Source organism: Bacteroides sp. NGMCC 1.200775 (assembly GCF_040798045.1).
Lineage (GTDB): Bacteria > Bacteroidota > Bacteroidia > Bacteroidales > Bacteroidaceae > Bacteroides > Bacteroides hominis.
Genome location: NZ_JASCQK010000001.1, coordinates 19217 through 42667, shown reverse-complemented (window position 1 = coordinate 42667; position 23451 = coordinate 19217). Strand labels below are relative to the sequence as shown.

21 protein-coding genes are annotated in these 23451 nt (G+C 43.6%); 8 read left to right on the top strand and 13 right to left on the bottom strand.

Annotated features, from left to right (window positions below; translation table 11 throughout):
* The first annotated feature begins 56 nt into the window (after positions 1–56).
* Positions 57–356, top strand: a complete 300-nt coding sequence (locus QK890_RS00195; protein WP_005938259.1) for a hypothetical protein — start codon at positions 57–59, stop codon at positions 354–356.
* A 706-nt stretch (positions 357–1062) separates the two neighbouring features.
* Here QK890_RS00195 and QK890_RS00190 read toward each other — a convergent pair.
* Both QK890_RS00190 and ppdK read right to left on the bottom strand, forming a co-directional pair.
* Positions 1063–2544 carry a phage integrase SAM-like domain-containing protein gene (locus tag QK890_RS00190; protein WP_117572443.1) on the bottom strand — a complete coding sequence of 494 codons (1482 nt, stop codon included), beginning with the start codon at positions 2542–2544 and terminating at the stop codon, positions 1063–1065.
* Positions 2545–2807: 263 nt separating this feature from the next.
* Positions 2808–5528, bottom strand: coding sequence for a pyruvate, phosphate dikinase (ppdK, locus tag QK890_RS00185; protein ID WP_195341539.1), 2721 nt, complete (start codon positions 5526–5528; stop codon positions 2808–2810).
* Between the two features lie 266 nt (positions 5529–5794).
* On the opposite strand from ppdK, the gene rlmD reads away from it, so the two are divergent.
* Positions 5795–7213, top strand: a complete 1419-nt coding sequence (gene rlmD, locus QK890_RS00180) for a 23S rRNA (uracil(1939)-C(5))-methyltransferase RlmD (RefSeq protein ID WP_032539960.1) — start codon at positions 5795–5797, stop codon at positions 7211–7213.
* Positions 7214–7223: 10 nt separating this feature from the next.
* The gene (locus QK890_RS00175; RefSeq protein ID WP_005778080.1) at positions 7224–8141 is read left to right on the top strand and encodes an RluA family pseudouridine synthase; all 918 of its coding nucleotides are present in this window, start codon (positions 7224–7226) and stop codon (positions 8139–8141) included.
* A gap of 68 nt (positions 8142–8209) precedes the next feature.
* On the opposite strand, the gene QK890_RS00170 is transcribed toward QK890_RS00175, so the two are convergent.
* Positions 8210–8614, bottom strand: coding sequence for a hypothetical protein (locus QK890_RS00170; RefSeq protein ID WP_005778083.1), 405 nt, complete (start codon positions 8612–8614; stop codon positions 8210–8212).
* A 21-nt stretch (positions 8615–8635) separates the two neighbouring features.
* Positions 8636–9079 (bottom strand): hypothetical protein, encoded by a 444-nt coding sequence (locus tag QK890_RS00165; protein ID WP_005806437.1) that lies wholly within the window; start codon positions 9077–9079, stop codon positions 8636–8638.
* An 829-nt stretch (positions 9080–9908) separates the two neighbouring features.
* Between QK890_RS00165 and map the strand changes: the two genes are divergently transcribed.
* The 3 genes from map to QK890_RS00150 are packed head-to-tail and all read left to right on the top strand — an operon-like array spanning position 9909 to position 12772.
* A complete protein-coding gene (map, locus tag QK890_RS00160; RefSeq protein ID WP_005806458.1) occupies positions 9909–10763 on the top strand; it encodes a type I methionyl aminopeptidase in 855 nt (284 codons plus the stop codon).
* On the top strand, positions 10764–11990 hold the full coding sequence (locus QK890_RS00155; protein ID WP_032539963.1) for a DNA recombination protein RmuC: 1227 nt from the start codon (positions 10764–10766) through the stop codon (positions 11988–11990).
* A 26-nt stretch (positions 11991–12016) separates the two neighbouring features.
* On the top strand, positions 12017–12772 hold the full coding sequence (locus QK890_RS00150) for a DUF169 domain-containing protein (protein WP_032539965.1): 756 nt from the start codon (positions 12017–12019) through the stop codon (positions 12770–12772).
* 70 nt (positions 12773–12842) lie between these two features.
* On the opposite strand, the gene QK890_RS00145 is transcribed toward QK890_RS00150, so the two are convergent.
* The 7 genes from QK890_RS00145 to QK890_RS00115 all read right to left on the bottom strand — a co-directional run bounded on the left by QK890_RS00145 (position 12843) and on the right by QK890_RS00115 (position 20408).
* Positions 12843–14489 (bottom strand): M56 family metallopeptidase, encoded by a 1647-nt coding sequence (locus QK890_RS00145; RefSeq protein ID WP_367627099.1) that lies wholly within the window; start codon positions 14487–14489, stop codon positions 12843–12845.
* A 4-nt stretch (positions 14490–14493) separates the two neighbouring features.
* Positions 14494–14859, bottom strand: a complete 366-nt coding sequence (locus tag QK890_RS00140; RefSeq protein WP_005778094.1) for a BlaI/MecI/CopY family transcriptional regulator — start codon at positions 14857–14859, stop codon at positions 14494–14496.
* A gap of 149 nt (positions 14860–15008) precedes the next feature.
* Positions 15009–16322: a Na+/H+ antiporter NhaA gene (gene nhaA / locus QK890_RS00135; RefSeq protein ID WP_367627098.1), complete on the bottom strand. Its 1314-nt coding sequence runs from the start codon at positions 16320–16322 to the stop codon at positions 15009–15011.
* Positions 16323–16366: 44 nt separating this feature from the next.
* The gene (locus tag QK890_RS00130; protein ID WP_005806466.1) at positions 16367–17545 is read right to left on the bottom strand and encodes a sodium:proton antiporter; all 1179 of its coding nucleotides are present in this window, start codon (positions 17543–17545) and stop codon (positions 16367–16369) included.
* A 144-nt stretch (positions 17546–17689) separates the two neighbouring features.
* Positions 17690–19471, bottom strand: coding sequence for a translation elongation factor 4 (lepA, locus tag QK890_RS00125; protein ID WP_005806468.1), 1782 nt, complete (start codon positions 19469–19471; stop codon positions 17690–17692).
* Positions 19472–19596: 125 nt separating this feature from the next.
* The gene (locus tag QK890_RS00120; protein ID WP_005778103.1) at positions 19597–19797 is read right to left on the bottom strand and encodes a winged helix-turn-helix domain-containing protein; all 201 of its coding nucleotides are present in this window, start codon (positions 19795–19797) and stop codon (positions 19597–19599) included.
* Between the two features lie 146 nt (positions 19798–19943).
* Positions 19944–20408 carry a C-GCAxxG-C-C family protein gene (locus QK890_RS00115; protein WP_005806471.1) on the bottom strand — a complete coding sequence of 155 codons (465 nt, stop codon included), beginning with the start codon at positions 20406–20408 and terminating at the stop codon, positions 19944–19946.
* A gap of 70 nt (positions 20409–20478) precedes the next feature.
* Between QK890_RS00115 and QK890_RS00110 the strand changes: the two genes are divergently transcribed.
* Entirely contained in the window at positions 20479–20889 is a 411-nt protein-coding gene (locus QK890_RS00110) for a secondary thiamine-phosphate synthase enzyme YjbQ (protein ID WP_005806473.1), read from the top strand.
* A gap of 1 nt (position 20890) precedes the next feature.
* Here the strand turns inward: QK890_RS00110 and QK890_RS00105 are convergent, their stop codons facing one another.
* Together QK890_RS00105 and QK890_RS00100 are read right to left on the bottom strand one after the other, a co-directional pair.
* A complete protein-coding gene (locus QK890_RS00105; RefSeq protein WP_005778108.1) occupies positions 20891–21652 on the bottom strand; it encodes an exodeoxyribonuclease III in 762 nt (253 codons plus the stop codon).
* Positions 21653–21662: 10 nt separating this feature from the next.
* Positions 21663–22916 (bottom strand): Nramp family divalent metal transporter, encoded by a 1254-nt coding sequence (locus QK890_RS00100; protein ID WP_005806476.1) that lies wholly within the window; start codon positions 22914–22916, stop codon positions 21663–21665.
* Positions 22917–23058: 142 nt separating this feature from the next.
* Between QK890_RS00100 and QK890_RS00095 the strand changes: the two genes are divergently transcribed.
* On the top strand, positions 23059–23451 hold the full coding sequence (locus QK890_RS00095; protein ID WP_005778111.1) for a hypothetical protein: 393 nt from the start codon (positions 23059–23061) through the stop codon (positions 23449–23451).

The window sequence follows — 23451 nt, the reverse complement described above, 5'->3', positions numbered from 1 at the left end:
CGAAAGTAAGCCGTTATCTTCGCATCATCATTTTATCTTTTTACATACAAATCATTATGGCAATAGGAAAAAAGACTGGAGGGCGGCAAAAAGGTACGCCCAACAAAATAACGGCACTGGCAAAAGGGATGATTGAGAAATGGCTTGAAGCGCACAACACTATACCCGAAGGAGATGTGACGCCACTAATAATGCAGGACTTCATGGAACTTGACCCCAAAGACAGGGTGAAAGTGTCGACAGAGTTCATTAAAATCATCATGCCTAAGAATATCAGCATAGACGATGGCGAGGTCAAACTCACCATTGAGGACAAGCTTGTCAAACTTGCCGGAGAAGAAGACGAGGAAGAATAATCTATTACCCTCTACTTTAGATTGTCTTCATGTCAAGGGAACCCCAACCCGAAAAGGGGACGATTTTACTGATTTGCTTTGAAGCGATGTTCGAGAGAATGTCGCTTTTTTCATGTCCGGACCGTAAAATTTCTTCGGAAGAAAAGGGCATTTCTTCCGAAGAAATAGCAATAAATGTACAATTATACCCCATTTCTTCGGATTTCTTCGGAAGATATTGCCTTAATTGTACAGAAAAGGGGTATTTCTTCGGAAAAAACACGCATAAATGTACATTCTTGTACAGATTGAATTTTTTATGCGAAAATCAGCTCAAAAGCACCTCAAAAATCTTCTGAAATGGCTGAAATGAGCTATTTTTTGACATAATTTCAGAAGATATTACATTTATTTCTTCGGAAGAAATAACCATAAATGTACAGAAAAGGGGTATTTCTTCGGAGGAAACAGCCATAAATGTACATTTCTTCGGAAGAAAAGGGTATTTCTTCGGAAGAAATAGCAATAAATGTACAATTATATCCCATTTCTTCGGAAGATATACCATAAAATAAATATATATATCTACTACTACATCTACCGCGCGTGCGTGCGCACGTGAAGAAATTTTCGATTTTAGGGCAAGAATAAAAATTGAATAAAAAAGAAAGCCTACAAAGAAAAATACCTTGCAGGCTTATATCATTTCGTGAAGTCACAAAAAAAATCAGAATCCTTTCCCTTTCTGCCGTTGGTACACCACCGTCTGGTCTTTGTCGAGGTTGACGATTTTGAACATCACCATTGAACGGTTCGGAATATCATCCGGCAGCATAGTTACGAGCCGGGCAATCACCTCGTCCACATTGTTGAAGCCTACATCGGTCAGTTCCGCCACCTTTTGCCCGTTGTGGTATGCAGCCGCATTCACCATATAGCGGTATGACAAGCGGAAATGCACATCCTCCTGTTTCTGCTCACGTACAGAAGCCTTACCGGAGAAGAAAATGAAATCAATTACTTTCTCGTTCAGTTCCCAAGCAGGGGAGAAGTCAATCTTGATATACCCTCGTGTTACGTTGTGTCCATTGCTATGGTTCATGCCAAACGCCACTTCCGAGATAGAGGCACGTACATCATTCTGAGCTACTGTTCCCCATGTATGCCGGAACGTGTAAGCCGAATACCACTCTTCCTTTGGCATTCCCATAGCCTTGCATAATTGCCTTATCCCACTGTTGACATTGGCGCAAAAACTGTCCGATGTAGTCATGCGCTGATAGAAATTGAACAAACGCTCATCATCTTTTGCCGTGTTCATGTACTTTTCAAATAGCGGCTGGATGATTGCTGGCACCCGCATTTCCATATACGCACCATCCGCACGGAACTTCTTCGTTTTGGCCCGTTGGTAGTGGATAATTCCGTTCCGGTAATCCTGCTTTCTTAGATTGTACAGATCAATCGTGTTGATTCCTGCAAGGCAAAGCACCATCATAGCAACATCACGCCCGAACTCCGTCTGTGGATATTTCATCTTACTTTCCGGCAGAGGGAATGAAAAGAACTCCCGACATGCTTCGGGGGTAATGGCAAGCTTCTCCGCACGATCAGCCGTTGGTATTTCCACTTTCACCCATGGGTTGACTTTGATACGGATTATACCGTTATCGTAATCGTTGTACTCCAACATGGCGGCTTTAAATACCTGACGCATACAGATTGGATACATTTCCTTTGCCCTATGCGTCTGTTCAAGCGACTTTATCCATTTGTTCACCTGCGTAGAGGTCAACTGAGCGAACATCACTTGGTTGGTTCCGATGAACCGTTCCAGATGTTGTAGGGCAAGCTTGTAGTTCTTGGCATTCCTTTCCTGCCCACGGTCAATCATTCTGTCGATATGCACTCTCGCATAATCCGAAAAACAAATATCGTCATTGCCGTTCGTAAGAAAATCCACCACTTCCTTGACCGTCCAATGTTCAATGTCTTTTTTGTTGAGCCGCTCGTTATATTCCACTATCCGCCCGGCACAATACTGAAGCACGTAGGGGTCTTCGATTTCTTTCGCTCTGGAAAGTTCTTTCTTCGTGACCATCTTGTCGGTCTTCATGAATTGTGTCCCCCTATGGTGGGTAACTCTGATATAAACCGGATAAAATCCGTCCTTGCGTTCTTTTTGAACACACGCTTTAAATGTTGCCATATCGTTCTATGTCTTTATTATGTTATTATTTAAATTTATTCCAAACAGCTTCCAATGTCTTAACTTTCTGTAATATCATCAATTACGGCTCTAAACACGCTCTAAACACCCAACGAAAAGCACAACAACATTCTCTAAACATTTGCGTTTATTACGCTCATTTTCCGTGCGGAATGAACGTACCTTTTAAAAATACAATAGGCGGTAAGCCTTTGTAAATGAAAAGCATACCGCCTATTGTATTGAGTATCAGCTATATCGTGCTATTCCTCGATTGCCGCTTGTGCCGCTGCCAGACGTGCAATAGGCACACGGAACGGAGAACAACTAACGTAATTCAAACCTACTTTATGGCAGAACTTCACAGATGAAGGCTCACCGCCATGTTCACCGCAGATACCGCATTTCAAATCCGGACGGATAGCACGCCCTTTTTCGGTTGCCATACGTACCAACTGGCCTACACCATTCTGGTCGAGTACCTGGAACGGATCTACCTTCAGGATCTTCTTCTCCAGATAAACCGGAAGGAAAGAAGCGATATCGTCACGAGAGTAACCGAAAGTCATCTGAGTCAAGTCGTTGGTTCCGAACGAGAAGAACTCGGCAGACGAAGCGATACGGTCGGCAGTCAGAGCTGCACGAGGAATTTCGATCATGGTTCCGACCTTGAAGTCGATGCGGTCTCCCACCTCTTCGAAAAGCTTTTCTGCTTCGGCACGGATCACACTTTCCTGCTGCTGGAACTCGTAAAGAATACCTGTCAGCGGCACCATGATTTCGGGATGTGTTTCTATTCCTTCTTTCTTCAGTTCAAGAGCGGCACCCAAAATAGCACGAGTCTGCATCTGTGTGATTTCGGGATACGTATTTCCCAAACGGCAACCGCGGTGGCCCAACATCGGGTTGTGTTCGCAAAGTGATTCTACACGCTGCTGGATATATTGCAGGCTTACCCCCATCGTATCGGCCATTTCTTGCTGTCCTTTCAGATCGTGAGGAACGAATTCATGCAAAGGAGGATCGAGCAGGCGTACGGTCACCGGACAACCGGACATAGCCTTAAAGATACCTTTGAAGTCGGCTTGCTGATATGGAAGGATCTTAGCCAGTGCTTTACGGCGCCCTTCAGCATTTTCTGCCAGGATCATTTCACGCATAGCCTTAATTTTTTCACCTTCAAAGAACATGTGTTCCGTACGGCAAAGGCCTATACCTACCGCACCGAAGTTACGGGCAACCTCAGCATCATGCGGAGTGTCGGCATTAGTACGTACTTGCAGGCGGGTATATTTATCGGCCAACTTCATCAAATCGGAAAAATCACCCGATAACTCAGCAGCCTTCGTTTCTACTTTACCTTGGTAAACTTCACCCGTACTACCGTTCAAAGAGATGAAATCACCCTCTTTCAGCAACACGCCGTCCACTTCTACTGTACGGGCTTTATAGTCGATGTTCAGTGCACCGGCTCCCGAAACACAACATTTACCCATACCGCGGGCAACCACGGCTGCATGTGAAGTCATACCTCCGCGTGCGGTCAAAATGCCTTCAGCAACTGCCATACCGGCCAAATCTTCCGGTGATGTTTCAATACGAACCATTACGACGCGTTTTCCGGCAGCATGCCATTCGGCAGCGTCGTCAGCAAAGAATACAATCTGACCGGTAGCAGCACCCGGAGAAGCCGGCAAACCGCGAGTCAACACTTTAGCCTGTTTCAAAGCAGACTTATCGAATACCGGGTGGAGTAATTCATCCAGCTTATTGGGTTCTACACGCATCAGGGCAGTCTTTTCATCAATCATTCCCTGACGGAACAGATCCATTGCGATTTTTACCATGGCAGCACCGGTACGTTTACCGTTACGTGTCTGAAGGAACCAAAGTTTGCCTTCCTGAACGGTGAACTCCATGTCCTGCATATCTTTATAGTGATTTTCGAGCTTAGTCTGCAATTCATCCAGTTGTTTATATATTTCCGGCATTGCTTCTTCCATAGAAGGGTATTTCGAAGCACGCTCTTCTTCGCTCACACCGGCCAACTGAGCCCAACGCTGAGAACCGATCTTCGTGATCTGTTGCGGAGTACGGATTCCGGCAACAACGTCCTCGCCCTGTGCATTGATCAGGTATTCACCATTGAAAAGGTCCTCACCTGTGGCAGCATCGCGTGAGAAGCAAACACCTGTAGCAGAACCATCGCCCATATTACCGAATACCATTGCCTGAACACTTACGGCAGTACCCCATTCGTCAGGAATTCCCTCCATCTTACGGTACAGGATGGCGCGTTCATTCATCCATGAATTAAATACGGCACAAATTGCTCCCCAAAGCTGTTCGTATGCACAAGTCGGGAAATCCTTGCCGGTCTGTGCTTTTACAGCAGCTTTAAATTTCTTCACGAGTTCTTTCAGGTCTTCTACCTCAAGCTCGTTATCCAATTTCACGCCTTTGGCATGTTTCACCTCTTCGATGATGGCTTCAAACGGATCTTGGTCTTCTTTGTTAACAGGCTTCATACCCAATACTACATCACCATACATCTGTACGAAACGGCGGTAAGAATCCCATGCAAAACGGGCATTTCCTGTTTTACGGGTCAAGCCTTCAACCACTTCATCGTTCAAACCCAGGTTCAGGATCGTATCCATCATGCCCGGCATGGATGCACGCGCACCCGAACGCACAGAAACCAGCAACGGATTCTCTACGTCACCAAATTTTGAACGCATCAGGTTCTCTATATTTGCAATGGCTTTTTCTACTTCTTCTTTCAGGAGAGATACGACCTTTTCCTGTCCCATCTCGTAATATTCGGTACAAACGTCAGTTGTAATTGTGAAGCCCGGAGGTACGGGGACACCGATCAGATTCATTTCGGCAAGGTTCGCACCTTTACCCCCAAGTAAGTTTCGCATACCGGCTTTTCCTTCTGCCAGTCCATTACCAAAGGTATAAACTCTTTTTTTGTCCATAATACGATTTTAAAGTTATTAGTTGTGATTCTTTTCTGTTCGCAAATCTAAGGATATTTCGCAAACCAGAAAACTTTTATATGAAAAACTTTCTATCAAAATGCAATTTCGACATTGCAATCTGCATTATTTCACTTCATATAGAGAAATACGAAAAAAAATACCTACTTTTGCGAAAGATTTTATTAATATGGCGTAGAATGGTGATTTTATATATTCACGCTTTATACATAAAGAAATCATTTTAATATAATTCAAGGAGTATTGTGGCTAGAAAGAAAAAAGAACTTCCCCTGCTGGAGAAGGTGACAATAACGGATGTGGCTGCCGAAGGAAAAGCCATCGCAAAAGTAAATGACCTGGTAGTTTTTGTACCTTACGTAGTGCCGGGCGATGTGGTGGATCTGCAAGTCAAAAGAAAAAAGAATAAATATGCCGAGGCCGAAGCGGTGAAGTTTCACGAACTCTCGCCGATACGTGCCGTTCCTTTTTGCCAACACTATGGCGTATGCGGCGGATGCAAATGGCAGGTATTGCCTTACGCCGAACAAATCAAATACAAACAGAAACAGGTGGAAGATAACCTCCGTCGCATCGGCAAGATCGAATTACCGGAGATCTCTCCTATCCTGGGATCTGCCAAAACCGAATTTTATCGGAACAAATTGGAATTTACCTTCTCAAACAAACGCTGGCTGACAGCAGAAGAAGTGAAACAGGATGTAAAGTACGACCAGATGAATGCAGTGGGATTCCATATCCCGGGAGCATTCGACAAAGTGCTGGCTATCGAAAAGTGTTGGTTACAAGACGATATTTCCAATCGCATCCGAAACACAATCCGTGATTATGCTTACGAGCACAATTACTCTTTCATCAACCTTCGTTCACAGGAAGGAATGCTCCGCAACATGATTGTGCGTACTTCAAGTACCGGCGAACTGATGGTAATTCTGATTTGTAAAATTACCGAAGAGCATGAAATGGATCTCTTCAAGCAGTTATTGCAGTATGTGGCCGACCAATTTCCGGAAATAACCTCTCTCCTATACATTATTAATAATAAATGCAACGACACCATCAATGATCTCGATGTACACGTATTCCGTGGCAACGACCATATCTTTGAAGAGATGGAGGGCCTGCGTTTCAAAGTGGGACCGAAATCGTTCTATCAGACCAATTCGGGGCAGGCATACAACCTCTATAAGGTAACGCGCGACTTTGCCGGATTAACGGGTGGAGAACTGGTGTATGACCTGTATACCGGAACAGGAACCATTGCTAACTTTGTATCGCGACAGGCACGGCAAGTGATCGGCATCGAATACGTGCCCGAAGCCATTGAAGATGCGAAAGTAAATGCGGAAATTAATGGAATAGAGAATACGTTGTTCTTTGCCGGAGACATGAAGGATATCCTGACTCAGGACTTCATCAATCAGTATGGACGTCCGGACGTAATTATCACCGATCCTCCCCGGGCAGGAATGCATCAGGATGTGGTAGACGTAATCTTGTTTGCCGAACCAAAACGAATTGTATATGTTAGTTGTAATCCGGCAACGCAAGCCCGTGATCTTCAGTTGCTCGACGTTAAATACCGTGTGAAAGCAGTGCAACCGGTAGATATGTTCCCACATACCCATCACGTGGAAAACGTAGTGCTGCTCGAACTTAAATAAGGAAACGAATATGAAAAGAATGAAACGAACTCCGGCCGAAAAGGCACGTGCGCAATATACAGGTTATCTGGTGAAAGAGCCTATGGAACTAATGGACTTCCTCGCAGCGAAAATGCCTGATGCCAGCCGTACCAAGCTAAAGTCACTGCTCAGCAAACGAATCGTACTGGTTGACAATGTGATTACGACACAGTTCAACTTCCCTCTGCAACCGGGCATGAAAGTGCTTATCAGCAAAGATAAGAATAAAAAGGAATTCCGTCATCCGCTGCTGAAAATCGTCTATGAAGACGCTTATATCATCGTAGTAGAGAAAAAAGAAGGCTTACTCTCTGTTGGCACCGACCGGCAAAAGGAACGCACAGCACAGCATATCTTAAGTGAATATGTGGGGCGTTCGGGGCGTGGAAACCGTATTTTTGTAGTTCATCGTCTGGATCGTGACACCTCAGGATTGATGATGTTTGCCAAAGATGAAAAGACACAACGTACACTGCGTGACCACTGGCATGACATCGTGACGGACCGTCGTTATGTAGCAGTAGTTACCGGCGAGATGGAAAAGGACAGCGACACCGTCGTATCCTGGTTGACAGACCGTACCTTATATGTCAGTTCAAGCAGCTACGATGACGGTGGTTCCAAATCAATCACCCACTATCGCACTATCAAACGCGCCAATGGATATTCATTGGTAGAACTGCGACTGGAAACCGGACGTAAAAATCAGATACGTGTACATATGCAGGATTTAGGGCATCCTCTGATCGGAGACGGGCGTTACGGTATCGACGGCGGCCCCAATCCTCTCGGGCGTCTGGCGTTGCATGCTTTCAAACTTTGTTTCTATCATCCGGTAACAGATCAGCTGATGGAATTTGAAACTCCTTATCCCCCGGCATTCAAGAAATTGTTTCTCAGAAAATGATACTAAAATGGGCGTGAAACAACTATTTCACGCCCATTTTGATATATCCCACCTGTCAAATATAAGTATTATTCCATCCTAAGCTCAAAATTAAATCCCGGTGCATTGTCCGAAAGATAAAAGATACCGCTCAGCCGATCTCCGTATACTCTTACGTCATCCATAAAAGAAATACCGTTAGTTCCGTAATCCAACACTAAATTACGATTATAAGAGTCGCCCCAATACCACCGGAAACGATACTGATCATACAAAGCGCCGTCAGAAGCATAAAACTGGGTTTCCACCCCAAAACCGTCAAGCCCGAATTCAAAGGTACTAAACAAGGCTTCACCGTTATCGGCATTCATCCCCACATCGCCTGTCCATGCCCGTCCGGCAATGACATATTCAATCTCTCCCTGATCGTCTTCACAGGATGCCAATCCGACAGCCAGCAGCAGTACCAGCAGAATCTTTAAATAGCCTTTCATGTTTCTATCTCCTTCTCTAAATTAGTTTCTGTTGTATTTTGAATCAACAAATACAACGACCTTTCCGTTCAGCTTTCCGGAAAGATTATGTTCGCGCACCCACACATTATCAAAATAAGTCATCCCGTTTACGCCATAGTCAAAAACAATTCCTTCCATCGAATCGTCTATCCAGGACCAAGTCAGATTATTTGTTTCTGTCCGGTAAGGTTGGTTTTCATTCAAATGATAATAAGCATAAGTTTCTGCCAGCCGTCCGCTATCATCAAACTTCAATGTATGGCGCACCCATTCATCCGCATCATTTTTATCAGAATCATTCACCCAAGTCTTTCCGCATAACTTTGCATTACTGTTTCGCAAATAATCATCTGAATAATACTTGTCGCCACAAGAGCTCAAGCCTACTATAGCTACCAATAAAAGCAGCGTCTTCATAAAATTCAATGTCTTCATAAGTGTCATTTGTCATTAAATTAATAATACAAGGGACAAATATAAGGATTGTTTTCTAATAAAAAGGAAATAGGATTAATAAAAACATTTCAAACAAATAAAAACCACATTGTTCGCTTCGGAGGCATTCTGTTTACCTTACCTGAATTTTCAAAAAGAAACCTTTAAGAGGAAGTAAGCTACAGATTGCTTCATTTATAGAAGAATCGCTAACTCTATATAGAAACAAAAGTCCTCAGATAGAACTTATATTTAATAGAAAACGGATAAAAAAAGAAATAACATACACTTTTATCACTATCTAATGATAAATATGCAAAAACACTTAGACCTTTATTAATATCCTCTAAGTCTTTTGTTAACTTCATCCAAGTCTTTTATTAACTTCGTCTAAGTATTTTGCTAACTTCATCCGAGTATTTTGCTAACTTCATAATCCCCAAAGACGTTTCCCACTGTATAAGACCACTTTTTTTATTTATTAGCACTCGCAGAAGCAATCATACAAAAATAACATATACGTGCATAAACATAGACATTCATAACACAATAAACGATATTAGAACTATCAATAAACGATATCACAGTAAAACAATGGAATAACATTCTTTTTGAATTATACAAATTCCGCTATTTCGCGTTCTTTTCCACAAGGATTGATATAGGACCTGAAAAATCAAATCTGAGCAGCATTAAAATACAAAATGACAAAATGAGTTATTGAGTATTAATTGCTACTTTTCACCTCCGACTCGCAGAAATAATCTTTCCCGATACACAGCATTTCCCCTTTTTATTCCCTACATTTGTGCTACGAATAAAAAATCAAGATAGTAAAATGAAAAAGTTTATTAAAGGAGTCCGGTTTACTCCTTCCAATTATCCGGATGAAATAGAAGATAAGATACAGAAATACAGAAAACAAGGCTATAAACTTCCCCCACGCAAAGTGCTCCGTACGCCGGAACAGATTGAAGGTATCCGTGAAAGTGCCAAAATCAATACGGCGCTGCTTGACCACATCGCGGAAAACATTCGTGAAGGAATGCCTACAGAAGAGATCGACCGATTGGTTTATGATTTCACAACAGCTCACGGTGCTATTCCCGCTCCTCTTAATTATGAAGGATTCCCTAAAAGCGTCTGTACCAGTATCAATGATGTGGTATGCCACGGAATACCCAGTCCGACCGAATTTCTGCAAAGCGGAGATATAGTCAACGTGGACGTATCGACTATTTACAAAGGCTATTTCTCCGATGCATCACGTATGTTCATGATCGGTGAAGTCAGTCCGGAAAAACAAAGACTGGTGCAAGTTACCAGAGAGTGTATGGAAATCGGTATAGCAGCCGCACAGCCTTGGGCACGGTTAGGAGATGTGGGTGCCGCTATTCAGGAACATGCCGAGAAGAACGGTTATAGCGTGGTCCGTGACTTATGCGGGCACGGAGTAGGTATCAAATTCCATGAAGAACCCGACGTAGAACACTTCGGACGCCGGGGAACAGGAATGTTAATTCTTCCGGGCATGACTTTCACCATCGAACCGATGATCAATATGGGAACGTATGAGGTCTTTGTCGACTCTGCTGATGACTGGACAGTCTGCACAGACGACGGATTGCCGTCTGCACAATGGGAAAATATGATTCTGATTACTGAAACCGGAAACGAAATATTGACTTATTAAATGGAACTGACTCTCCTCTTGATTATTGCAGCCTTGCTGGTTGTCCAGCTTGTATTGACACTAACCCGCAACAATCGCTCGCAAAGCGAAGAGATGCAACGGGCATTGCGTCAACAAATGCAGGAAAACCGGGAAGAGTTGAATCGCAGCATTCGTGAGTTGCGCATGGAAATGACGCAAACCCTGAATCAGGGTTTACAACAGTTGCAGGACGCCATGCATAAGAACATGATGACCACCGGAGAACTGCAACGCCAGAAGTTCGACGCAATGGCACGTCAGCAGGAAACGCTGATACAGTCTACTGAGAAGCGTCTGGATGACATGCGCGTGATGGTTGAAGAGAAATTACAAAAGACTCTTAACGAACGTATCGGACAGTCCTTCGAGATAGTCCGTTCGCAACTTGAAAACGTGCAAAAAGGCCTGGGAGAAATGAAGTCTCTCGCACAAGATGTGGGTGGTCTCAAGAAAGTTCTGAGCAACGTGAAAATGCGCGGGACCTTTGGAGAAGTCCAGTTAGGTGCTCTTCTGGAGCAGATGATGAGTCCTGAACAGTATGAAGCAAATGTCAAGACCAAGAAGAGCGGAACCGAATTTGTAGAGTTCGCCATCAAACTTCCCGGGAAAGACGATGCAAACAGTACCGTTTATCTGCCAATCGATGCAAAATTCCCAAAAGATGTTTACGAGCAATATTATGATGCCTTTGAGGCAGGTGACGCTGTACTGATGGAATCATGCGGGCGTCAACTGGAAACAACCATAAAAAAGATGGCAAAGGATATTCATGACAAGTATGTCGACCCACCGTTTACAACGGACTTCGCCATCCTGTTCCTCCCCTTTGAAAGCATTTATGCAGAAGTAATCCGCCGCACAACTTTAGTGGAAACACTACAAAAGGATTTCAAGATTGTCGTAACCGGACCAACTACTCTGGGAGCCATACTGAACAGCCTGCAAATGGGATTCCGGACACTTGCCATACAGAAGCGTACTGGTGAAGTATGGACTGTATTGGGAGCCGTAAAAACAGAATTCGGAAAATTCGGAGGACTGCTTGAGAAGGTGCAGAAGAATCTGCAAAGTGCAGGTGACCAATTGGAAGAAGTAATAGGAAAACGCACCCGCGCCATCGAACGCAAGCTCCGGCAGGTCGAAGAGCTCCCACACGAAGAAAGCCGGAAAATCTTACCGATTGACGATGGCGGAGAAGATGATTAATTGATAAAACAACGAGATATAAGGTCATGGAAACAACACTTAAGGATCAGTTCATTACCTTGTGGAATACTTATTTTCCACAAGCCGGACTCCCCATAGCATTTGAATACTCGGCAGATACACAGAATCTTCCGGTAGTGGAAGCTCCGAAAGGACATCGGTGTATCATTGCCCAACTGACACAAGTACAACGAGGAAAAACTCTCTGTATACAGGCAGATTCTGTGGGATGCCGGGGTGGGAAACGATATACAAGCTTTACGGACAAGATGTTCCCCGGGTTTGAATGTTTCCTTTCACACAATGGGCAAGGAGAAGGAGAACGATACAAACAAACGCCGGAATTGGCTGCGGAGGCTCTGGCACAGTTACCCGTACTTCCTATCAAGGGGGAAAACCTGATTTTCAAGCGTTGGGACAAACTGGAAGCAGAAGACACACCGGAAGCGGTTATTTTCTTTGCATCTGCCGATGTTCTCTCCGGATTGTTCACACTGGCTTGTTTTGACAATGCAGATCCTGATGCAGTGATTGCTCCTTTCGGTGCAGGCTGTGCCTCCATTATCTATCATCCGTACCGGGAACAACTGGACGGAACCAATCGGGCAGTGTTAGGATCATTCGACCCTTCGGCACGCAAATGTATGAAATCCGACCTTTTGTCTTTTGCCATTCCATTTAACAAATTCAAAAAAATGGTGTTGCAAATGGAAGAAAGCTTTCTGAAGACAGCTACGTGGGACGTAATCAAAAAGAGAATGGGCAAATCCAATCAGTCTTAAATAAAAGAGCTATTCCGGAGAGTTGTTTCACCGGAATAGCTCTTATCAAAGTAACCGAAACCGGTTCTTCTTACCAGTTCTCTCTGAGTATCTGTTTCATTTTCAACACTGTCCCCATATTACATTCACGATCAACCTTGACCCTCACACTAAGTTTCCGGCCATCTTTCAGTTTCTCCCGATAATCGGTTACCGCCTGTTGTAACTCCTCTGCCGTAGGATTCTTCAATTCTTTAAGCAAATCCTTACCGGACATAAAATTCAACTCGATCCCACTCAGACAATCTCCATTTTGGGAGCCAAACTTCTTCAAATTCTCATATTGCGAAACAACGATGGGGAATTCCTTGTCAAGAAAATCTTTACTATCATTACCCGAAGCAATAGCAATGCTGTCACGTATTTCGGTATATGCATCGTAAACCGCCTGCAATGCCTGCCTTGCTTCATCCACGTTGGTTCCTCTGTCACACCAGAACCCAACAATCTGTTCGTCTTTACGACCAGACTTTTCTTTCTCTCTCCGTTGTTTATACAAAAGCTTTTCCTTAACTTTATCCTTCAGATTTTCTTTGAGAACATAATCTCCATCGAACAGCATCACATTCCTGGCATTCATTAGCAATTGATTCATCCGGTTCTCAGGGGTAGTAGGGGCAACCTTCTTTCCAAATTTCCGAAGGTTGTAGGCCTCCTCTTCATTCCTCAACAGTTTCGACAGAGTTTGATAATCCATTGCTTGTTTCTGGTGCAGTCCGGGCACTGTCTGTACAAATGTCTCCTTCACTTCGGGCCGGGCGAACGCATAAAGCGTTCCGGCCATCACGGGCACAAAAAGCAACAGCTTCAAACGTGCCCACCCATTGGTTCTTTCTTTCAACATCATGGTGATTCGGTTTTTAAGTTTACTGTGATTGAAACCGTTGGCCATAGAGTAGAGCCTTGTACCAACAGCCTTTTTCACTAACAAAAGTTGATATCTCGTTGCATCGATGCCATTATTTATCACTCCGTCGTCTGCCTCAAATTCGTGAACTTCCTGTAACTCACGTTTCAACAGCCACACGGCCGGATTAAACCAGAATAGAATGAGAAGAAGTTGAATCCACAATAAATCCAGCGTATGCCAACTACGCAAATGCATCACTTCATGCAGCAGAATTTCTTGTGAATGACCATAATCCGCTTCAGAAATCACAATAACCCTCCCCCAGCTAAAAGAACCTACCGTTTGAGAAGTCAATGCCAATGTATACTTTCCGTATCTGCTCCTCCTGGCATGTAATATCAGACGCCACATACGAATCGCAGACAGTACAAAGCCTAAGAACACTACGACGCTCCCTATCAAATAGACAACTCCCCCTACTCTTATTAATTCATACCGGAATGTGATATCAGGAGAAGTATGTCGTACCCTTTCAGGCGAGTTTGCCAACCGCCCCATTCCTCCTTCCTGAACCAACTCCAACGAAGAATCGGAATAACCTTCTTCCACCAATACACGATGGATGACCTGAAAAGGAGTATGGAAGAGATGCTCTTCCTCAGTAGTAAACTCCATCAAAGGGAGGACGACACATACCGACATCCCCACCAGCAATGTCAATCGGTTAAAGCGAAAGAAAGTGCTGCGGCTCAGCAACGCCCGATAAAACACATAAAATAATATCAGGCAGAAAGCTGACTTGAGCAGGTAAAACAAGAAAGTTCCCATAAGATTATTTTTTACGTCCTTGTTCTATCTGGCGAATCAAAGCTTTCAGGTCTTCAACAGATAACCCTTCTTCCTCAATAAATGCCGATACAACATTGGTGTAGGAATTATCATAATATTGGGAAACAACTTCATGAAGAGCGGAGCGCTTATACTGCTTCTCTGAGATCAAGGCAAAATACTGATAGGTATTGCCATAAGCTTTATATCCGACAAACCCTTTCTCTTCAAGACCCCGTACGATAGTAGATACTGTATTATAATGGGGTTTGGGCTCGTCATAATACTTCAGAAGTTCACGGACAAACATTGCACCTTCTTTCCAGAATATGCGCATGATCTCTTCTTCTTTGGCAGTAAGTCTTTTCATCGTAATTAAGAATTAAAAGGTTCTGATACCACAAAGATAATAAATCATTCAGAACAAACAACTGCAACCATTAGTTATTCAACTAATGCCATAAGTTATTTAACTAATCTTAGCAGGAGATTAGAAGACTACCTTATTATATAAGAAAATCATCTTTTCCGGGGCAAGACCCAATGCAAAACCAGATATCCCAATATACCTGCTATTACCGTACCGGACAAAACACCGAGTTTAGCTTGGTTCAACAATACGGGGTGAGTGGAGCCAAACGAAAGATTGGCAATAAAAAGTGATACCGTAAAACCAATGCCTCCCAATAATGCCACTCCGGATATGTTCTTCCAGTTCATCCCTAAAGGCATTGGAGTGAGTCCACTCTTGATGGCCAACCATGTAAAAGAATAAATCCCAAGAAACTTGCCAGCCAACAGCCCCAGAGCAACCGCATAGGTAACTCCGCCAATGACCTCGCCTTCACCACTGAACATAACACCGGCATTGACAAAAGCAAATAATGGAAGAACAAGGTAATTCACCGCACCATGAAGATTATCTTCAAGTGATTGAAGCGGACTGATGACTCTGTCGGAAGCCGACTCAACCTCCTTCAGCTTAGCTATCTGCTGGTTGGTCAATACGATATTGTTTGCTCTCATTTCGGGGAATGTACTGATAATACGCCGGATACGCTCAATATAAGTACCGACATTCAACTGAGGTTTAGCGGGAATGACAAAAGCCAGAATGACACCGGAAATCGTACTATGGATACCAGATTGCAGGAAAAGATACCAGATAACCACCCCAACGACTAAAAAGAAAATCTTATTAGTGGCTCCTTTCTTACCTATAAAATATAACAGTACGTAAAGTAATGCCGCCCATAACAAATACTCATAAGCCACATGTAAACTGTAAAAGATAGCAATCACCAAAATACCTCCTATATCATCGACTACCGCAAAAGCTGTAAGGAAGATTTTCAAACTTAGCGGCACACGCTTGCCCAACAGACTGAGTACTCCCAAGGAAAAGGCAATATCGGTCGCCATGGGGATAGCCAACCCTTGTCCTCCTTCAGTGCCCGGAGCACAAATCATGGAATAGATTACAACAGGCACTACCATTCCGCCACATGCGGCTATGAATGGCAGTGCAGCTTTACGAAACGAAGAAAGCTCACCTACCAGCAACTCCCTCTTAATCTCCAACCCGACCATCAGGAAAAAAATCGTCATCAATCCGTCATTGATGAACTCAATCATTGTCAGATTGTGTCCCGCATGCGAAAGTAAATTAAAGCCTCCGATACGGAAATGAAGTTCGTGCGACAAAAATTCCTGATACACCGGTGCCACAGGAGAGTTAGCAATTACCGCAGCAGCAATCGCTGTTACAAATAATAAAATACTCGCCGTAATATTCATCGACGAGAAATCCTTCATCGAACGTAAAACTGTCATAATATGTATTTATAGAATTAGGTTTAAGTAACTTTATGCCTTTGCTAAGTTGTATAACTCCGCAATGCCAACTTCTTCACCCATAGAACAAAGATGCCGGTCAGGATCAGGTTTAACACGATCGTAAGCACTGAGATCACTAAAGCAGGGCCACCCAGATTGTATCCAAGGGCAATAAAAATAATTCCGGCTCCTACTTCACCACGGGTAAACATACCGATAGAAAGTGCCAGTCGTTCGCTGAACTTCCGGTCCCGGTAAAAGAATACGGGGAATAACTTACCTATGTTTGAAAGCAGTGAAACAATCAACACATGCAACGTTATCATTCCCCATGACATCATTTCCTGTGAGCCTGTCACCGAATGGGTTCCGGCATGCGTCTCTGCAAAGTTCACCCCAATAAAATGCGGCATACTGAGTCCGACTAAAAACATAAACAGGAACGAGACTCCCGTCGAAATTTTGTGCTCCACCGGAGTATCTATCTCTTTGTGTTTCATGATCATACCCAGAACAAAAGCCGGCAACAGCACTTCGATATGAATGCTGCCCTCTTCGCCATACAACTGCTTGCTGAAGTAATAAACAGCCTGTGTAGCAACAAAAACAAGTACCGAATAGCCCATTATCGCTTTCCAGTCCTGACGCCAGTTATATTTGCCCAACTGTTTCCAACCTAATGAAAGCAGCAAAAAGACGATAAAGATAACCACAATCAGTTGCCAGCGCATACCGATCATCATTATCTGCAGAGGAATCATCAATAAAATCGTATCAAGGTCATCGAAGATAGCCAGCACCTGAATCTTTTTATAAATCCAACTTGACTTAAGTCCGATAGCAGCGAGCATTGTGAAAAGGATACCTGCCGACGTAGGAGCGGCAAAACGGCTTAACAGCAAATTCTCTTTCCACGCCTCCCAACTATTCCAAAACTCAGGAGGAAGAAGTACAAACACATAATAAAGGGCAATCAGGAACCAAGGCATAGCGGCAGTAGCCATCGCAATAAAATAATCTTCAGCGTAACTTCGCCAACGGGTCTTATCTACTTCAAACTCACGCCCGACATTAATCATGATAAAACTCAGGCAGACATAAAGAAGAATACTAGATACAGTTTTTACAGCAGCATATCCTTCACCTGCCAATGATGGCAGGAATTGTGATAGTAAAAGGCCAATAATCAAAAAGGCCGAAAAAGACAGAACTTTTCTCATTTTTATTGTTTATCGTTGTTTTAAAGGCAATTGCCAGGGAAAGCTCTGCGGACAGATGGCAATTACCTGGTATATTAGAAACTGGCTGCAACGAAATTTGTTCAGAAAGATTTCTGCTTTTTATCACGTTGCAGCCCTTATTTCCTAATCCAGTTTAAGCACGGCAAGGAACGCCTTCTGCGGCACTTCCACGTTACCGATCTGCTTCATACGTTTTTTTCCTTTTTTCTGCTTCTCAAGCAATTTACGTTTACGGCTGATATCACCTCCGTAACATTTCGCCGTAACATCTTTACGCACAGCCTTGATCGTCTCACGTGCTATGATTTTGGCACCGATGGCAGCTTGGATGGCAATCTCAAACTGCTGCCTCGGAATCAGTTCTTTCAATTTTTCACACATCCGGCGTCCCATATCGTAGGCATTATCGAAGTGAGTCAAGGTGGAAAGCGCGTCAACCGATTCGCCATTCAACAGAATATCCAGTTTCACCAACTTAGACGGACGGAAACCATCCGGATGATAATCAAACGAAGCATAACCTTTCGAGATACTCTTCAATCTGTCATAGAAGTCGATCACAATCTCGCCCAAAGGCATATTGTAAAACAGCTCGACGCGGTTTCCAGATATATATTCCTGCTTCAACAGCTCTCCCCGCTTGCCAAGGCAAAGCGTCATGATAGGTCCGATATAATCGGTAGTTGTAATAATGGAAGCTTTGATATAAGGCTCTTCTATGTGGTCAATCATTGTCGGATCGGGCATACCGCCGGGATTATGAACTTCCGTCATATTGCCTTGCTTATCGTAGATATGATAAGATACGTTAGGAACCGTAGTAATGACGTTCATATCGAACTCACGATCCAGACGCTCCTGTACAATTTCCATGTGAAGCAACCCCAGGAAACCGCAACGGAAACCGAATCCCAGCGCCAAAGAAGATTCCGGCTGGAAAGTCAACGAAGCATCGTTCAACTGCAACTTCTCAAGCGAAGCCCGCAGATCTTCAAATTCCTCGGCCTCAATAGGATAAACTCCGGCAAACACCATCGGCTTCACCTCTTCAAATCCGGCAATCGCTTTATCACAAGGACGGGCTACATGGGTAATCGTATCTCCCACTTTCACCTCTTTCGAGGTCTTAATACCGGAAATGATATATCCAACATCCCCCGTCCGTAATTCTTTACGGGGAACCATTTCCATCTTTAACACTCCAATTTCATCGGCAACGTATTCCTTTCCGGTATTAAAGAACTTCACTTTGTCCCCCGCACGGATAACTCCGTTCGTGATTTTGAAATAAGCTATAATTCCACGGAAGGAGTTGAATACAGAGTCGAAGATCAAAGCTTGCAACGGTGCGTCTTCATCACCTTTCGGATGAGGTATACGCTCTATTACTGCTGCCAGTATTTCTTCAACCCCCATACCCGTCTTACCGGATGCACGGATAATTTCATCCCTCTTGCATCCCAGCAACTCTACAATCTCGTCTTCCACCTCTTCGGGCATGGCACTCGCCATATCGCATTTATTAATGATCGGAATGATTTCAAGATCGTGCTCAATAGCCATATAAAGATTTGAGATGGTCTGTGCCTGGACCCCTTGTGATGCATCTACAATAAGCAACGCACCTTCACAGGCAGCTATCGAGCGGGACACTTCATACGAAAAGTCAACATGACCCGGAGTATCAATCAGGTTCAAAATATACTTTTCCCCCCTGTATGCATACTCCATCTGTATGGCGTGACTTTTAATTGTAATCCCCCTCTCCTTCTCCAGGTCCATATCATCAAGCATCTGCCCTTCTGTCACTTGAATGGTATTAGTGAACTCCAACAAGCGGTCCGCTAATGTTGATTTACCATGGTCGATATGAGCTATGATGCAAAAATTTCTGATTTTATCCATCTGATACTATTATCTTAATTTAATTTGGTGCGCAAATATACACAAATGCCAGAACATAAAAAAATGCGCTGATAACATATCATAATGTATCAACGCATTTTTTTATTGGGGAAGTAGCCCACTCCTTAGTTCAATGTAACGAAGATTTCACCTTCGATTTCCTGAGTAGAGATCTTGTCTTCTCTCAACAGCCATCCGAGGCCAAGGAACAAATCTTTATCTACCAACTTAGTCGCTTTCTTAATCTGCTTGGCAGTCAGTCCTTCTGTTCCATTCAGTGCATTCCAGATTTTACCTGCAATTTCACCTGCTTTTTCTTTCAACATTTGCTTTAGAAATTTTAGTTAGACATGAGTTAAAACCTGAACAAATCAGATTTTATTTCGGCTGCAAAGATAGTTATAATTATGTTATATAACAGATTATTAGTAAGTTTTTTCTCTTCTTTGTAATGAAAACATCAATTTAACAGCTATTTTTTCTGTTTTTCGAGATATTCAGCCCATATTCTGGCTGCTTCTTCTACCATTTTCGAACAAGGTCTTTTGGCATAGTACTGTTCTGTCCGGGCCTCCGGTTCGGATGAAACCGGCGCTTTCTTCTTTAAACCAAGCAGTTCGCCACAATTCAACGAACCATTTCGTTTCTTGAATTCGGCTGCAAGCTCTTGCACCAAAGCATAATTGGCAGCCTTCCCTTCACGATCGGCTCCGTCGACAGCTCCCTTCTCCAATCCGGCAAGCAGAAACATGCCACAAGCCGCTCCGCACGTTTCGCGCATGCGTCCGATACCTCCACCGAACGAAGCAGCCATACGCAGTGCCTGTTCTTCAGTAAATCCATACATATCGGCAAAAGCAGCTACTACAGACTGCGAACAATTATAACCGCTCTTAAAAAGCTCAGAGGCCCGGTTTATTCTATCTTCCAGTGTCATTTTATATCTTTTTAATTTCTTGCAAATTTATTAAAAAAGTATCTTTGCCGGCAACTAACCAATGATTTTTATGGCAACAACTTTCGATATACGACTGCCGCACTATCCGCGCGGCTTTCATCTGATCACTCATGACGTCCTCTCCCTTATCCCTGAATTACCGGAAAACGGACTGTTGGTCGTGTTCATCAAACACACCTCGGCAGGCATCACCATCAACGAGAATGCAGATCCGGACGTGCGCCATGATTTTAATACGTTTTTCAACAAACTGGTACCCGATGGGGCACCTTACTTCATCCATACCGAAGAAGGACCGGACGATATGAGCGCACACATTAAGGCGTCATTAATAGGAACATCGGTCACCATTCCCATCCGAAACCACCGGCTCAACCTCGGAACCTGGCAGGGCATTTACCTGTGTGAGTTCCGTGACGGAGGAGACAGACGCAAACTGAGTATCACCATTCTCGAATAATTCAGCCGACTTCCAATGCCATCGGACAATGGTCGGAATGAACCGCATTGTTCAAGATAACGGCCTCTTTCAATAAAGAGCGCACCGGTTCGCTTACCATACAATAATCAATTCTCCACCCCTTGTTCTTAGCGCGTGAGTTGAAACGATAACTCCACCAGGTGTACTCTTGCTTTTCGGGATAAAGCGTGCGGAAGGAGTCGATAAACCCTGCGGACAGGAAGCGAGTCATCCATTCCCGTTCTTCAGGCAAGAAACCACTGTTGGTGGCATTACGTACAGGATCATGAATATCGATGGGTTCATGACAAATATTATAATCCCCGCAAAGAATCAGATTCGGACGGGATTTTCGCAGTTCGGTCACATACTTTTGGAACGCTTCAAGCCAAACCATCTTAAAAGCCTGACGTTCATCTCCGCTCGTACCCGAAGGATGATAAACACTTACCACCGACAAGTCGCCAAAATCCGCACGGATAAAACGCCCTTCATTATCATACTCTTCGATACCCATCCCATATTCGATGTGGTCGGGCTCGATTTTGGTCAATATGGCCACTCCGCTATACCCTTTCTTCTGTGCAGAGTAAAGATATGCTTTATATCCAAGCGCCTCGAATGCCTCTGCCGGATATTGGTCGGGTTGCAATTTGGTTTCCTGCAAACAAAGCACATCGGGATTCTCTTCTGCCAACCATTCGGGCAACCCTTTATTCACCGCGGCACGAAGTCCGTTCACGTTATAAGTTATAATTTTCATCGTCTATATTTTATGAGAACAACAACATGATATTCAATACAGTCACTATCGCAGCAATGGCATAAAGCACAAACGTGCTCCATCTGCTGTTTACATAATCTCCCATCACCTTACGCGAAGAGGTCAGACCTACCTGTAAGAAAACGGTAAACGGAAGCTGGATACTCAGCACCATCTGGGAAATGATCAACCCCTTAAACGGATCACCAATAAAGAAGATCAGCAGCAACGCAATGCCCAACGATAAAATGACTCCTACCTGAGAGTGGCTGTCCTTGATGTGATAAGATTCACCAAAGATACCGGCAAAAATAGATCCGGCTGCCATCCCGCTGGTGATTGTAGACGAGATACCTGCCATAAGTAATGCCAGAGCAAAAACAATGGCTGCATTGCTACCAAGCAAGGGTTCAAGCAATGACTTTGCCTGTTGCAATTCTTCCACCTGGATACCGCTTTTAAAGAAAGTAGCGGCTGCCAGCAGAATCATAGCACTGTTGATGGCCCATCCCACAATCATGGAAAAGAGGGTATCAAACAGTTCATACTTTAATACCTTTTTTATAGATGCATCATCTTGCTTGTTATATTCGTGGCTTTGAATCACCTCCGAATGGAGGAAAAGATTATGAGGCATCACCACCGCTCCCAATACACTCATAATGATAAGCATACTTCCTTTGGGTATAGACGGTGTCACCCAACCTTCGATTGCCATAGGCCAGTCAATGTCTACCAGAAAAAGTTCATAAATGAACGACAGCCCGATCACCGATACAAAAGCGATAATAGAACGTTCGATTTTCTTATATGAATTTGTAAAAAGCATAATGGATACAAAAACAGTTGTCAGCACCGCTCCCCAGATAATGGGAATATCAAGCAGCATCTCCAGAGCGATAGCCCCTCCCAGTATTTCGGCCAGCGATGTGGAGATGGAAGCGAGTACGGCTGTACCCAGAATAGGGCGTGATACCCACTTAGGAGTATACTGTGTGGCAGCCTCCGAAAGGCAAAGTCCGGTCACAATCCCCAAGTGGGCAACATTATGCTGCAATACGATCAGCATGATGGTGGACAGCGTGACCACCCACAACAGTGAGTAACCAAATTCTGAACCTGCTGCAAAATTAGAAGCCCAGTTGCCCGGATCAATAAAACCTACAGTAACCAATAAACCGGGACCAATATATCTGAAGACGTCCAAACCTCCCAGATAGCGTTTGTGGTCTTTACTTCTCAAATCTTTAAAAATATTTTTCATAAGGATGTCATGTCTCTTGTTTTTCCTCTAATTTACAGAATGTATCTACAAAGATAGCTATTAATAACAAGCAAGAACCTTGTTCGGTTCACTTTTAACAACTATCTTTGTTCCATATTCACACATTAAAAAGATTAAGCAAATGAAAAAAATCATTCTCGGAGCTTGCGCTGTTCTTTTCACGCTGGCTTCTTGCCAACAAGCTAAACAAAAGGTTTTCGAACTGGCTTCTGAACAAGTAAACAAACAGTGCCCTATCACTGTAGATGAAATGACAAGAATGGACAGTACCACTTATTCGGGCAAAGACAATACATTTACCTATTTCTATACCCTGAGCGGACAGGCTGACGATCCTACCATGTCGGAACAATTAAAGAAATCACTTGAAGAAACGCTCCCGGAAACTATAAAGAACACTGAAGAGATGAAAGTGTACAGAGAATCAGATGTGACGATTAAATATATTTATCTGTCAGGTAAAACGCAAGAAGAGCTGATGCAGGTAACAGTTACTCCCGAGATGTATAAATAA

Coding starts and splice junctions, on each gene's coding strand:
- QK890_RS00165 (WP_005806437.1), bottom strand. CDS start 9,079: ATGACACTTATGAAGACATTGAATTTTATGAAGACGCTGCTTTTATTG.
- QK890_RS00170 (WP_005778083.1), bottom strand. CDS start 8,614: ATGAAAGGCTATTTAAAGATTCTGCTGGTACTGCTGCTGGCTGTCGGA.
- ppdK (WP_195341539.1), bottom strand. CDS start 5,528: ATGGACAAAAAAAGAGTTTATACCTTTGGTAATGGACTGGCAGAAGGA.
- QK890_RS00155 (WP_032539963.1), top strand. CDS start 10,764: ATGGAACTGACTCTCCTCTTGATTATTGCAGCCTTGCTGGTTGTCCAG.
- QK890_RS00105 (WP_005778108.1), bottom strand. CDS start 21,652: ATGAAAATTATAACTTATAACGTGAACGGACTTCGTGCCGCGGTGAAT.
- QK890_RS00175 (WP_005778080.1), top strand. CDS start 7,224: ATGAAAAGAATGAAACGAACTCCGGCCGAAAAGGCACGTGCGCAATAT.
- lepA (WP_005806468.1), bottom strand. CDS start 19,471: ATGGATAAAATCAGAAATTTTTGCATCATAGCTCATATCGACCATGGT.
- QK890_RS00100 (WP_005806476.1), bottom strand. CDS start 22,916: ATGAAAAATATTTTTAAAGATTTGAGAAGTAAAGACCACAAACGCTAT.
- map (WP_005806458.1), top strand. CDS start 9,909: ATGAAAAAGTTTATTAAAGGAGTCCGGTTTACTCCTTCCAATTATCCG.
- QK890_RS00190 (WP_117572443.1), bottom strand. CDS start 2,544: ATGGCAACATTTAAAGCGTGTGTTCAAAAAGAACGCAAGGACGGATTT.
- QK890_RS00130 (WP_005806466.1), bottom strand. CDS start 17,545: ATGAGAAAAGTTCTGTCTTTTTCGGCCTTTTTGATTATTGGCCTTTTA.
- QK890_RS00110 (WP_005806473.1), top strand. CDS start 20,479: ATGGCAACAACTTTCGATATACGACTGCCGCACTATCCGCGCGGCTTT.
- QK890_RS00145 (WP_367627099.1), bottom strand. CDS start 14,489: ATGGGAACTTTCTTGTTTTACCTGCTCAAGTCAGCTTTCTGCCTGATA.
- nhaA (WP_367627098.1), bottom strand. CDS start 16,322: ATGACAGTTTTACGTTCGATGAAGGATTTCTCGTCGATGAATATTACG.
- QK890_RS00195 (WP_005938259.1), top strand. CDS start 57: ATGGCAATAGGAAAAAAGACTGGAGGGCGGCAAAAAGGTACGCCCAAC.
- QK890_RS00095 (WP_005778111.1), top strand. CDS start 23,059: ATGAAAAAAATCATTCTCGGAGCTTGCGCTGTTCTTTTCACGCTGGCT.
- QK890_RS00140 (WP_005778094.1), bottom strand. CDS start 14,859: ATGAAAAGACTTACTGCCAAAGAAGAAGAGATCATGCGCATATTCTGG.
- QK890_RS00120 (WP_005778103.1), bottom strand. CDS start 19,797: ATGTTGAAAGAAAAAGCAGGTGAAATTGCAGGTAAAATCTGGAATGCA.
- QK890_RS00150 (WP_032539965.1), top strand. CDS start 12,017: ATGGAAACAACACTTAAGGATCAGTTCATTACCTTGTGGAATACTTAT.
- QK890_RS00115 (WP_005806471.1), bottom strand. CDS start 20,408: ATGACACTGGAAGATAGAATAAACCGGGCCTCTGAGCTTTTTAAGAGC.